This is a genomic window from Pseudomonas syringae group sp. J309-1 (assembly GCF_032582135.1).
GTDB classification, from domain to species: domain Bacteria; phylum Pseudomonadota; class Gammaproteobacteria; order Pseudomonadales; family Pseudomonadaceae; genus Aquipseudomonas; species Aquipseudomonas quasicaspiana.
In genome coordinates, this window is sequence record NZ_JAWHNU010000035.1 from 53,101 (window position 1) to 66,035 (window position 12,935).

At 56.2% G+C, this 12,935-nt stretch carries 11 protein-coding genes and 1 pseudogene; 7 read left to right on the top strand and 5 right to left on the bottom strand.

Annotated elements, in window-relative coordinates; genetic code table 11:
• Positions 1–198: 198 nt before the first annotated feature.
• Positions 199–972, top strand: a complete 774-nt coding sequence (locus RX972_RS18305) for a ParA family protein (RefSeq protein ID WP_099268031.1) — start codon at positions 199–201, stop codon at positions 970–972.
• 127 nt (positions 973–1,099) lie between these two features.
• On the opposite strand, the gene RX972_RS18310 is transcribed toward RX972_RS18305, so the two are convergent.
• Together RX972_RS18310 and trxC are read right to left on the bottom strand one after the other, a co-directional pair.
• Positions 1,100–1,498: a PAAR domain-containing protein gene (locus tag RX972_RS18310; protein WP_049827110.1), complete on the bottom strand. Its 399-nt coding sequence runs from the start codon at positions 1,496–1,498 to the stop codon at positions 1,100–1,102.
• 134 nt (positions 1,499–1,632) lie between these two features.
• Entirely contained in the window at positions 1,633–2,067 is a 435-nt protein-coding gene (gene trxC / locus RX972_RS18315) for a thioredoxin TrxC (RefSeq protein WP_316877558.1), read from the bottom strand.
• 119 nt (positions 2,068–2,186) lie between these two features.
• On the opposite strand from trxC, the gene RX972_RS18320 reads away from it, so the two are divergent.
• From RX972_RS18320 to RX972_RS18345, 6 genes and pseudogenes are all read left to right on the top strand, one after another.
• Positions 2,187–2,882, top strand: a complete 696-nt coding sequence (locus tag RX972_RS18320) for an aspartate/glutamate racemase family protein (protein ID WP_316877559.1) — start codon at positions 2,187–2,189, stop codon at positions 2,880–2,882.
• An 85-nt stretch (positions 2,883–2,967) separates the two neighbouring features.
• Positions 2,968–3,087 (top strand): annotated as a pseudogene (locus tag RX972_RS18325) (type II toxin-antitoxin system HigB family toxin); the annotation flags it as partial.
• 144 nt (positions 3,088–3,231) lie between these two features.
• Positions 3,232–3,396 carry a type II toxin-antitoxin system HigB family toxin gene (locus RX972_RS18330; protein WP_316877560.1) on the top strand — a complete coding sequence of 55 codons (165 nt, stop codon included), beginning with the start codon at positions 3,232–3,234 and terminating at the stop codon, positions 3,394–3,396.
• 2 nt (positions 3,397–3,398) lie between these two features.
• Complete coding sequence (locus RX972_RS18335; protein ID WP_316877561.1) at positions 3,399–3,800, top strand: transcriptional regulator; 402 nt, start codon at positions 3,399–3,401, stop codon at positions 3,798–3,800.
• Between the two features lie 482 nt (positions 3,801–4,282).
• Positions 4,283–5,146, top strand: a complete 864-nt coding sequence (locus RX972_RS18340; RefSeq protein WP_316877562.1) for a hypothetical protein — start codon at positions 4,283–4,285, stop codon at positions 5,144–5,146.
• Positions 5,147–5,179: 33 nt separating this feature from the next.
• A complete protein-coding gene (locus tag RX972_RS18345; protein ID WP_231675833.1) occupies positions 5,180–5,650 on the top strand; it encodes a hypothetical protein in 471 nt (156 codons plus the stop codon).
• Here the strand turns inward: RX972_RS18345 and selO are convergent.
• From selO to RX972_RS18360, 3 genes are all read right to left on the bottom strand, one after another.
• Complete coding sequence (selO, locus tag RX972_RS18350) at positions 5,634–7,097, bottom strand: protein adenylyltransferase SelO (protein ID WP_263269902.1); 1,464 nt, start codon at positions 7,095–7,097, stop codon at positions 5,634–5,636. The genes RX972_RS18345 and selO overlap by 17 nt on opposite strands.
• 272 nt (positions 7,098–7,369) lie before the next feature.
• A complete protein-coding gene (gene mscK / locus RX972_RS18355; protein ID WP_122397661.1) occupies positions 7,370–10,747 on the bottom strand; it encodes a mechanosensitive channel MscK in 3,378 nt (1,125 codons plus the stop codon).
• Between the two features lie 35 nt (positions 10,748–10,782).
• On the bottom strand, positions 10,783–12,525 hold the full coding sequence (locus RX972_RS18360; RefSeq protein WP_122397662.1) for a potassium/proton antiporter: 1,743 nt from the start codon (positions 12,523–12,525) through the stop codon (positions 10,783–10,785).
• Between the last annotated feature and the right edge of the window lie 410 nt (positions 12,526–12,935).

The following is a 12,935-nucleotide window of genomic DNA, read 5'->3' on the forward strand; positions in this document are numbered from 1 at the left end:
CCGGTCAAACGTCGGGCATTATCCCGATGAGGGTGAACAGTAGCAATTTGTTAAAAACAAATATGTCGAAATTTGACACTTTTCCGGTGGGATTTTGTCGTGTGTGGTTGAAGCGCTCGCCGTTGTAACGTGCATTGCATAGACTCCAGTCACCAACCATTTTCCTGTACTCAATCCAGGCACCACGGAGGTCAACTCATGCGTCGGGTGGTTTTCAATCAGAAGGGTGGCGTTGGCAAGTCCAGCATCGCCTGCAACCTGGCAGCGGTCAGTGCTCATGAAGGGTATCGGACGTTATTGATCGATCTTGATGCTCAGGCCAATTCGACTCAGTACCTCACCGGTCTGACGGGGGACGACATCCCCATGGGCATTGCGGAATTCTTCAAGCAGACCCTGTCGTCCGCGCCGTTTGCGAAGAAAAATCACGTCGATATCTACGAAACGCCTTTCGACAACCTGCATGTCGTTACCGCGACCCCGGAATTGGCGGATCTGCAGCCCAAGCTGGAAGCCAAACACAAGATCAACAAGCTCAGAAAGTTGCTGGACGAGCTAAGCGAGGATTATGAGCGGATTTACCTGGATACGCCGCCAGCCCTGAATTTTTATGCGGTTTCGGCGCTGATCGCCGCTGATCGCGTATTGATTCCTTTCGATTGCGACAGCTTTTCCCGTCAGGCGCTGTACGGCCTGATCAAGGAAGTGGAAGAGCTGCGGGAAGATCACAACGAAGACCTGCAAGTGGAAGGGATCATCGTCAACCAGTTCCAGCCACGGGCCAGCCTGCCGCAGCAGATGCTTGACGAACTGATCGCCGAGGGGCTGCCTGTGTTGCCGGTGTATTTGAATGCGTCGGTGAAGATGCGCGAATCGCACGAGGCCAGCAAACCCCTGATCTACCTTGAGCCGCGCCACAAACTGACCCAGCAGTTTGTGGAGCTGCATCATTGGCTGGAGACCAATGCTTAGGGTGATGCATTGGCAATCATGACTTGTAGGAGCCATCGGAGGTTACGACGGTCGCGAAGCGGAGTGTCAGACAGACCACCATCGCAGCCTTCGGCAGCTCCTACAGAAAGTGTATTGGTCTGAGCGACTACGTTTTGCTTGCTGAGCGAAGGTCGCAGGGCCTTATTCCCTCCTTCACTGCAGCATTCATCCTGTCTGCCACGAGCTTTGCCCGTTTGGCCAGGCCCTTGGGGATATCAATGGCTGCATCCATGTCTGCCGCCAGGGTTTGCTGGGTCGCGATCAACTGATGACTGCCAACGTCGCACTCGCACTTGACGTTATGACCGTGCGTTGCGACGGCGATGTATTCATCAATGAACGTCGGGTTGCCCTGAGCGATGTAGCCAACGGTCTCGCAGGCCGGGCACCACACCGGGTCGCCCATCCGCGCGAGTCTGCGCAGGTCCATGAGTTGAGTCGCCGATGCACTCAATACAAATCCACCGGTCGTGGTTGGATCGTCTTCCCTGACTACGTATGACATGGATGTACTTCCGTTAAGCGAGTCGGAAGCAAATCCTAGGTCTGAATAACGAAGTCGGGAGCGACAAATCGCTGTTTCGGAAAGGCCCTACGGAAAAATCAGCAAAGCGAACGCACAGGCTTCCCCGGAACGACTCAGATGCCCTGACTTTTCAACCACGCCAGTAATTGCTGCAACGGGAAAGCACCGCTTTGACGGGCAACTTCCTGACCATTGCGGAACAGAATCAGGCTGGGGATCGACCGAATGCCCAACTGTCCTGACAATTGCGGGTTCGCCTCACTGTCCAGCTTGGCCAGTCGGCAGCGTCCGGCCAACTCGCTGGCGGCCTGTTCGAAGATCGGCGCGAAGGACTTGCACGGTCCGCACCACTCGGCCCAGACGTCCACCAACAGTGGCAAGTCGCCTTTGATCTGGCTGGCGTAATCACCTTGGGTGAGGTTGAACGGCGCGCGCAGCAACACCTGTTGCTTGCAGCGGCCACATTTAGGCTGGTCGCCCAAGCGTTCATTGGGGATTCGATTAAGCCCGTTGCAATGCGGGCAGGGGATCAGCATCGGTTCTGACATGAGGCCTCCAAAATCTAGTGACGTGCAGATTGTACTGCTCGGTTCCCGCCTGGCTGTAACTGGTTTGGGGTGATTAATGCCCCTAGGCTGGTTTCAACGGTTCAGTGACGGAGCAAAGCATGAAAACCCTCGGCGTTATAGGCGGCATGAGCTGGGAATCCACGGCCACTTACTACAAGTTGCTCAACGAAGGTGTTCGTGACGCGTTGGGTGGCCTGCACTCGGCGCCGATTCTCCTGCATTCAGTCGACCTCGCGGGTATCGCTACGTTGCAGAAATTCGGTAAGTGGGACGTTGCGGGTGAGCAGTTGGCACACGTCGCGCAAGGTTTGCAGCGAGCCGGTGCAGGTGCGCTGCTGCTGGCCACGAACACCATGCACAAAGTCGCCCCCGCCATCGAAGCTGCGGTGGACATTCCGCTGCTGCACATCGGTGATGCGGTCGGCTTGGCTCTGCAAGCCAGTGGCGTATCCCGCGCCGCGCTGCTGGGCACGCGCTTCACCATGCAGGAAGACTTCTATCGTAATCGTATTGCGCAGCGCTTCGGCATTGAATGCCTGCTGCCGGACCCCCAAGCGATGGCCGAGATTGACCGAGTGATCTTCGCAGAATTGTGCGTGGGTCAATTCAATCAGCCGGCTCGGGACTACTACCTGAACGTACTTGAGCAGCTTCGCGATCAGGGCGCGGAGGCGGCGATTCTGGGTTGTACCGAAATCGGGTTGTTGCTTGATGGCGCAAAAAGCCCGCTGCCGTTGATCGACAGTGCTGAGCAGCATGTGGCGATGGGGTTGCGGTGGTTGCTTGAGTTGTAGGATTGGTCTATTTTTGAGTATCGCAGTTTGCGATATCTGATTTCGTGATTAACATCCTCTCGTGAAATACGACTTGGGATGGCTGATGCGGGTAATCACTGAAAAGCGGATATGGGAAGCGAAGGAGAAATGGCCGCGATCTGCCATCGCGTTGGACGCATGGTACCGATTGGTTAAAGCATGCCGTCCCACAGACTTTGCAGCCATGCAGACTGTGTGAAAACTACTGCGCTCGGCAATACTGCGTTAAAAACAGGCGAAAAATGCTCATTTAGAACACCTAGACTCCGCTTTTTCGCCTGTTTTTGCCTTGTCTTGCCGTCGCTCGCTACGTTTTCACACAGTCTGCATGAGGGCGATTTTCCCAAGCATCGACAAGGTCGGCCCGCTGCATGTTTTTGATATCGGCAACAAGATAAGACTGATCGCGTGGGTTAGTTATTCAGCACAGCGGATCTACATTAAGCACGTACTCGATCACTCCGAGTATGACAAAGGTAAGTGGAAGGATTAATCATGAGCGCTCTCATCAAGCAGGCGGCAGAACATTGGCCTTTTGTCTCTCCTCTATTGCGCAGGCCTCAGGACGAAGCCGATTACGATGCGCTGGTGGATTCGCTGGACGAATTGTTAGCCCTTACCGGCGATGATGAGTCACACCCGCTAAACAGTCTTGTACTTCTGGTTGGCGACTTCATTGAGGCTTATGACCACAAACATCGCCCCATGCCTACGGCTTCAGGCGTTGAGACTCTGCGGTACCTGATGGGTGAGCACGGGTTGAATCAAGGAGATTTGCCTGAAGTCGGAACCCAGTCGGTCATTTCTGAAATCTTGAGCGGCAAGCGGCAGCTCAATGTGCGTCAGATACGTTACCTGTCCCAGCGGTTTGGTGTTCCTGCTGATGTGTTTTTTTAAGTGGGGGAACTTCCTCTGAAACTGTTCTGAATGACGAAAACTGTGGAGTGGATAGAGGCTATCCGGCCCCAATAATGATCGCGCTTTACTGACTGTGCTTCGTTTATTCCCTCCCTCTCCCGCGCGTTACATAGTTATAAAAAACGCCGTCATAATGGCCCCTGCTATAGGGCGCTTCTTACAGTAAATAAAGATCCCTCTGAAAATTAGCTTTTTATAAGGCTGTTTGTCCAGTGGTTACGGGCTATTGCCTAAGATGCATTCGTTTGGATAGTTGTAAGTTTTTTTGTGGGGCGCTACCGTTTCCTCAAGTTTCAATACAAACAAATTTGATTTTTATTTAAGGTATTCCAATGAAAAGGATTTATGTTCTGGCGCCGTTGGCGTTGGTTTTAATGGTGGCTGTCTGAGTGATCATATGTGTGGTTCTTTCTTTGTGTTGGTTTTTGTTTGGATTTTATTATTATCGTTGGAGAGTTTGTATGGTTTCTAATGTTAATCTGTCTTCTTCCCCAATAGCTACAAGCTCCACTATCAAGAGCGGGTACTCTAATACCACCGGCATTGATAAGCCCGTCCAGGACATCTCAAAAAAAGCGGACACCGCCAGCGTCTCAACGCTCTCTCGCCAACTCGGCGAAAGCGCCGTGCGTGCCGAAGCCCGCGAGAAGAGCATGACGCGTGAGCAGTTGGGTGAATATGCGAAAAGTGTGGTGGATCAAATCCTGGGGCATTCGTATGCCGCTAACAAAGCCCGACACGACGCAGAGGTCCCGGAAACCAGCGACCCCGTGCTGATCGAGCGAGCCAAGCTGGCCACAATCTACGTCAATAAATCTGTGGCCCAGGACCCTACTGCAAGAAATCCATTTGCGGACCTCACGCTTGAGCAGGCGGTTCTTATTGCGTACGACGATAAAGGCTCGTACACGGTCAATGAACGGCAGGCTGCCTGGGCTCGCAGTGCGAGTCTGGAACAGCAATGGCGAACAGGATCAATAGCCCGAGGAGGGCAGGAATATAACAGCTGCGGTAAGAGGCCCAAGTTCATGACCGAATGCCTCGAACATTACAGAGCACTGCCTGCCATTGAGCGAGCTCGCTACGATAAGGGTTATGAAAGTCGTCTTGAAACCAACATCACGGAACAGGGCGGTTCGCGCAAGTCCAGTGAGCGAACGTTGAACTTATACGAAATCCTCGCGGGTATTCAGTTGCCGGAAAAGAAAAAAGAGCAACCTGTACCGGGTAAAAATAAACCTGAGGCGGTAAAGCCGATTGTCGACGCTGTTAAGCCCTGTGCGACGATTCTTGATCCGCTCCCTGCCGCAAACAAAGTTAACTGATCTTCATCGCTTAGTCAGCTTAGAGGTCAATCCATGATTAACGCTGTCTCCAGCGCAAGTGCCGCAGTCGGCAAAGGTGCGCAGATTAATAACGTTTCCTCGACGACTGTGCAGAAAACAACCTCCGTCGCTTCTGATACAGCGAGAACTCAGTCAACGTTATCCATATTCTCTCGCCAACTGGCAGAAAGTGCTGTTCGCGCAGATGCTCGGGATAAAAGCATGGATCGTCATCAACTAGGAATTGAGAGCATCCGAATCCGGACAGGTTTGGTTGAATACGGCTGGCGATCAGATGAAACTGGCTATGTTACCGAGTATCCCGATACGACTGACCCGGAATTAAAGGAGTTCCGCGTTCTGACCCTGTTCGAGGTCATGGCCAAATACAAACACGCCTTCGGCAAAGGCACCCAGTCCGATACCCAAGGCGTGTCGCCCTTGATGACCGCCGACACGCCGATGTCAGCTCAACCACAGCCTGCAATCAAGACGAACAACTGATCTCCAGATGCTTCCCCCAATCAGGTGGACGCTGGGCGTAGCCAGCCATGCCCGGCTGCTCGTTGAACGGATCACTGAGCACTTTATGCAACCGGCGGACTTCTTCGTAGTCGCCGTTCTCGGCGGCGTCGATGGCTTGTTGTGCCAGATAGTTGCGCAGGATGTAGAGCGGGTTGACCGCATGCATGCGCGTTTGGCGTTGCTGGTCGGTGCCGTTGTCTTCGCGGCTGATCCGCGCCAGATAGCGTTCGGCCCAGTTGTCGAAGCCTTTGATATCGACGAAGTCGTCACGCAGTAACTGCAATGCCTGTACGGCGGGGTCGTTACCGAGGCGGCGGAAGAACAGTGTGTAATCGATGCCGCTGTTCTGCATCAGCTTGAGCAAACCGCTGATCAGTTCGCCATCGTTGTCTTCGGCACTGGTCAAGCCCAGACGACGGCGCATCAGGTCCTGGTAGTGGGCCTCATAGAGCGGCAAAAACAGCCCTATGGTCTCGCGCAAGGCGTCGACGCTGATGAATGGCGTCAATGCCTGAGCCAACGCGCTGAGGTTCCATTGGGCAATGGGCACCTGATTGCTGAAGGCATAGCGGCCTTCATGATCCGAGTGGTTACAGATGAAGTTCTGGTCGAAGTCATCAAGAAACGCGAACGGCCCGAAATCAAAAGTGATGCCCAGAATCGACATGTTGTCGGTGTTCATCACCCCGTGGCAGAAGCCGTAGGCTTGCCATTTGGCGATCAGCTCGGCGTTGCGCTCGACGATTTCCTTGAACATCGCCAGGTACGGCTCGGCCTGTTCCAGACATTGCGGGAAGTGCATCGCTAGCACGTGCTCGCCCAGTTCCTTTAGCTGCTCAGGTTGCTTGGTGTAGTAGAAGTATTCGAAGCTGCCAAAGCGCACATGACTTTGTGCCAGACGCAGCACCATCGCGGCGCGTTCCTGTTTCTCGCGCCATACCGGCGTGCTGGAGCCGATGACGCAACCTGCGCGACTGCTCGGAATACCCAACGCGTACAGTGCTTCAGAGGCCAGAAACTCGCGGATCGATGAGCGCAACACCGCGCGCCCGTCGCCCATTCGGGAGTAGGGCGTCTGCCCGGCGCCTTTGAGATGCAGGTCCCAGTGTTCGCCAGCCGCGTTATACACCTCGCCCAGCAGCAATCCTCGGCCGTCGCCCAAGCGCGGGTTGTAGGAGCCGAATTGATGACCTGAATAGACCATCGCCCGTGGATCGGCATCCGCCCAGAGTTTGTGCCCGCTGAAGATTTCAGCGAATAACGGCAGTTCGGCCTGTGCGGGGTCGAGGTCAAGCAGTGCCAGTGCGGCATCGCTGGCGACTACCAGCCGGGGCTCGGCAATGGGTTCAGGCAGAACCGAAGTGGAGAACGCATCGCCCAGGCGGGCAAAACGATTGTCGAAGGTGAGTTCGTCGAGGGCTTTCACAGGCCTTCTCCAGCAGAATGTCCGAGCATTCTGCTGGGTTGGTCCGGATGCGTCCAGTTGGTGGCTGGGTATAGGAGACCTGCAGGTTCATTCGATGGCCGCGCTGTCTCGCGGAAAACATTGGACCTGTAGGAGCTGCCGAAGGCTGCGAAGCATTTCTCCGGATACACCGCGATCGCAGCCTTCGGCAGCTCCTACAGGTCCAATGTTTGCTTCGCGACAGCGCTGTGTCAGGGTACAGAGCGATCTCCTGCAGAATTCTGCAACCGGCTTTAATCCAGCCGCAGCTCCGGCGGCTCTGGCTGATCCTTCGGCGCAGGTTTGACCGGCTCTGCAGATTCAAGCTTGAGCGGGCCGCTTGGTTTTGGCTCTTCGTCCGTAGGCACCAGCTTGTATTCCTGCCCGCTGAGATTCTTGAGGTAGACCTCCATCTGCCGGAACGAGATGTTGATGTGCTGCTTCTTGAACTCTTTATTGATGAAACGGTTGATTTCGTCGAGCACCGGGTTGCGGTCGCCGAGATCGCGCACGTGCATGCGCAGCTCATGATCGAGCGTGCTTTCGCCGAAGTTCAGGAAATACACGATTGGCTCCGGGTCCTTGAGCACGCGCGGGTTATCCCGGGCTGCCTTGAGCAGTAACGTGCGAACCAAATCCAGGTCAGAGCCGTAATCCACGCCGAGTTTTAGAGTCACCCGGGTGATGGTGTCGGTCAGCGACCAGTTGATCAGTTGCCCGGTAATGAACGTCTTGTTCGGGACAATAATGTCCTTGCGGTCAAAGTCGGTAATGGTCGTGGCGCGGATGCGGATTTTGCTGACCGTACCCGACAGGTTGCCGATGGTGATGGTGTCGCCAATCCGCACCGGACGCTCAAACAGGATCATGATGCCCGAGATAAAGTTCGCGAAGATCTCCTGCATCCCGAAACCAAGGCCCACCGACAGTGCCGCTACCAGCCATTGCAGCTTGTCCCAGCTCACGCCGAGCGCCGACAGCGTCGACACGAAGCCGATACCGGCAATGGCGTAAGAGAGCAGGGTGGTGGTCGCGTAAGCACTGCCTTGAGCCAGGCTCAAGCGTGACAACACCAGCACTTCCAGCAAGCCGGGCAGGTTACCTGCCAACACGAACGTAATGCCAATGATCACCAGCGCGCCGATCATGTCGCCGAGGCTGATCGGCACCATGCTCATGGTGGCCCCAGTGCCGCTGGTGTATTCGTACAGAGTGATGTTGTCCAGGTACGAGAACACGGTGATGAGATCCGACCACACCCAGTACAGCGCAGCCACGAAGCCGGCCAGCAGTGCCAGACGAATCAGACGCAGCGATTGCTGGTTGACCTGTTCGATGTCGAGCGTCGGCTCTTCGACCACCGCATCACCATCGCCCGCTTCTTTGGCTGCCTGACGCTTGGCCAGTGCCCGCTGATAGGCCAGACGTCGTGCAGCAACGCTCAGACCGCGCACGAAGGCTGCCTCGATGACCAGCCAGAGCATCATCAGGTACAAGGTGTCGATCAGACGGTCACTGAGTTTCAGCGCGGTGTAGTAGTAGCCGAAGCACACCGCGACAAACAGGGCGATAGGCAGCGCAGTAAACGCCATGCCCATGGTTTTGCGGAACAGCGAAGCGTTGTGATTGCTCGGGCTGGTCAGCAGCAGACGGCCAAGCAGCCATGCCATCAGCGCATAGCAGGTCAGTACCACGCCAATGCCCAGCACGTCGTCGGCGAGTGCGGCAGGTTGATGTTCGGCCACCGCCACAACCGCGACCAGCGCCAGTACGACCAGGCCAAGCTTGCGCATCCAGCCCTGAAGGAATTCGACCTGCGCCTTTTCCCAGCGGAAATGCAGTTGTGCCACGCCGCCCGGCGCAAGGATCCGGTAGGCGGTGTAGAACACCAGCCACGCCAGTGCGATTTGCAGCAGTGCTTCGCCCAGGTTGGCGTTTTGCCCGCGTGCGTCAATTTGCAGGGCATAACCACACAAGGCCAGCGCCAAGGCAACCGGCATTGCCAGCAGGATATTGATCAGAATCGCCAGCGGCGTCTGCAACTGGCTGTCACGTTTGAAGTGGCCGATATCGGCATGCAGCTTGTTGAGTTTGTTGTAGAGCGCTTTGCGTCTCCACGTCAGCACGCCGATCAACAGCAGCAGCGGCAGGAACAACAAGGGGCGCTGGGTCAGACCATCACTCAGCTCGCTGGCGCTGGAAGCGATGGGCAAGGTCGCCACCTGTTTTTGCAGACGTGGCCAGATGCCCTGGAACCACTCCACATCGAGGGGCTTGTTGCTGGGGATCCAGAACATCTGCTCATCCAGCGTCTCGCGCAGGCTGATGGCGGTGCTGACCAACTGCTTCTGATTGAGCTGCAAGGTGATGGATTCATTGAGCAGTGCGCTGAGTTCGCGGTTCAGTCGTTCCAGCAGATCGCTGCGGGTCACGGCCAGGTCCAGCAAGGTTTTGCGCAACTGTGGAGTGATGTCCGCTGGCTGCTGAGTAGCCAGCAGCTTTTCAACGTAGGCCACCGGGCTGCTCATCGCCTCACGCTGCTGATTGACCTCGAACTGATACAGGCGGATGTCGGCGATTTCGTCTGCCAGGCCTTTGTCCAGTTGCAGATGTGGCAGCGATTGCTTCTGTTTGTAGAGAATCTTCGACAGCAACAGGCTGCCGCGCAGCACGTTGATCTGCTCGTCCAGCGCCTGATCAGTCTGGGTCAGGTTATCCAGCTGTTGTTTGGTCTTGAGGTTCTGTTGGGTTAGTTCGTTGAGGCGGTCGGTGCCGCGCAGTAAATAGTCGGAGAGCTTGAGGTTGGCGGCGCTTTCGGTCGCCAGCAGGCTGCTGCTCCCGGCTTTCTGCGCTTCCAGAGACAGTTGGGTCACCGTCTGCTGGGACTGGGCGCGGCGCTTTTCGTTGATCAGGTTTTGCAGTTCCTGAATTTCCTGCTCCTGACGGCTGACTTTCTCTACCAGCAGGTCATGCTGGCTGTTGCCCAGATCCTGCAACTGGCTGTTGCCCGCCAGTTCCTGACGGCGCAATACATTCAAGGCATTGATTGACGCCAGCTCAGCATTGAGCTGAGTACGTTGTTCAGCGCTGAGGGTTTTACCGTTGTCTTTACCCAGCTTGAGAATGCTGTTGATTTGCTGGATGCGGTTCTGATTATTACTGATCTCGGCCTGAGCGCGTTCAGGACGAGTCTGGGCAGTAATGACCATGCTGCTGGCATCGCTCAAGGCTTTTTGCAATTCGCCTTGCAGAGTGCTGCGCTCGCTGAGCATGTTTTCCAGCTGCGGCACGTCAAGACTGCCGTAGCGCTGGGCGACGGGGATGATTTTGCTGCCTTTGAGGCGCGTCAGTTCCCGCTGGTTTTCCGAGATCTGCTTCTGCGCGTCGTTCAGTTGCTGCTTGAGCGCAGTGAGCTTTTTCTCGTTATCGCTTTTGCTGTCGATAAAGCCCAGGGTCTGTTCCAGCACCTGCTGCAGGGCTTTTTGGTCTGCATCGGGCAGTTTGCGGTCGGCGATCTTGTCCAGGCTCTGCTGCACGGCCTCGCGCGTGGGTGGATCGGCAGCCAGTACCGGGAAAGACGACAGGCAAAAGCCGAGCAGGATGGCAGCAAAGAAATTACGCAGGGGCAACATAGACACCGGTCGAGCTGATCGAATAGAAGGGCAGTTTAGAGGAACAAACCAGGACCTGGGTTGCTTCCTTCGGGGAATCTGACGCCGACTTTGAGGATCTTGTTCCCCTCCATCACTGCAACTGTCCAAATAGTTCCATTCCATTCGATCTGATCGCCGACAATCGGCTCGCCGCGATTCTTCTGCACAATGAACTGACTCAACGGCATGTTGCCGTCCTGACCGTCCAGTTTCAGACCGTACAGGGCAGCAACTGCGCTCAGTTGAGCGTCGCCTTCCAGCACGAAGTCGCCGAAGAAACGCAGGTCCAGACCACGTTGCGGCGCCTGGCTGAACAGTTTGCCCAGGGCGGGCAGGTCATGTTCGTGACCGATGACACACAGCAGGTCATCGACTTCCAGTGTTGTACTGCCCGACGGGTGAAGCAGTTGCTGGCCGCGGAACAGGGCGGCGATGCGCGTGCCTGCGGGCATTTTCAGTTCGCGCAGGGCGGCACCGATACACCACTTTTCAGCGCCCAGGCGGTAGACGAACAACTCCCACTCGCTGGTGACGTGGACTTCCAGAGGCGCACGGGAAATCGGCGCAGGCTCGGGCGGGACAGTCACTTTGAGCAGCTTGGCCACCCACGGCAGGCTGGTGCCCTGTACCAACAGCGAAACCAGCACGATGAAGAACGCCAGATTGAAGTACAGCTGCGCATTCGGCAGGTTGGCCATCAGCGGGAACACCGCCAGAATGATCGGTACTGCACCGCGCAAGCCTACCCAGGCAATAAACGCCTTTTCACGTCCGTGGAAGGCTTTGAACGGCAGCAGCCCCACCATGACCGAAAGCGGGCGTGCGACGAGGATCATCCACAGCGCCAGGCCCAGCGCCGGTATCGCAATCGGCAGCAGGTCGTGGGGCGTGACCAGCAGGCCCAGCACCAGAAACATACCGATCTGCGCCAGCCAGGCCATGCCGTCAAGCATGTGCAAAATACCGTGACGGCTGCGAATCGGGCGGTTGCCCATCACCAGCCCACACAGGTAAACCGCCAGAAAACCGCTGCCGTGGATGGCGTTGGTCAGGGCAAACACCGCCAAACCGCCAGAAATAACGAGAATCGGATACAGGCCGGTCGCCAGATTAATGCGGTTTACCAGCTGCAACATGAGCCAGCCACCGCCCAGACCGATCACGCCGCCGATACCGAATTCGCGAATGAGATGGACCAGCAGGCTCCATTCCAGATTGGTCTGGCCGTTGGCGAGCATGCCGATCAGGGTCACGGTGAGGAAAACCGCCATCGGGTCGTTACTGCCGGATTCGATTTCAAGGCTGGCGGTTACTCGCTCATTCAGGCCTTTACCGCCCAGCAGGGAAAACACCGCAGCCGCGTCTGTTGATCCGACGATAGCGCCGATCAACAAGCCCTGAATCATGTTCAGATTAAACAGCCAGGCCGCGACCATGCCTGTCAGAGCCGTCGTAATAAGGACTCCGATCGTTGCCAGCGACAGCGCGGGCCACAACGCCACCCGGAAACTGGAGACCCGCGTTCGCAAGCCGCCATCGAGCAGAATCACTGCCAGCGCAAGGTTGCCCACCAGATACGCGGTGGCGTAGTTGTCGAAAATAATCCCGCCGCCATCCACGCCCGCGACCATGCCGACCGCCAGGATAATCACCAGAATCGGGATGCCCAGACGCGAAGAAATCGAGCTGACCAGAATGCTTGCACCCACCAGCAACGCGCCGATCAAGAACAGGCTGTTGATGGTTGTGGCATCCAAGGGCGTTTCTCCATGCAGAAAAGTCGATAACAAAAGAAGGGCAGTACGTTATGACCATGCAGTCACCGTGCCAACCGATTCTAACCTGTTGAATTGGTTGGCTGTCAAAGCATTGCTGTTGATTGACTGAACAGCGGTGTTTATGTCGATACACGGGCTGCGGATGTAACGTCCCCTTCGCGAATGAATTTGCGCGGGGCATCAACCGAGCCAGACACATACCCGGTAGGAGCGGATTCATCCGCGAAGGCGGCGGTACAGGCGACGGATATGCATTGAATGTAAGGGCCTCTTCGCGAATGAATTCGCTCCCACCGGGGGATGTTGGCGTACCCGTCAGTTGAGCCGGACACATGCCCGGTAGGAGCGGATTCATCCGCGAAGGCGGCGGTACAGGCGACGGATATGCA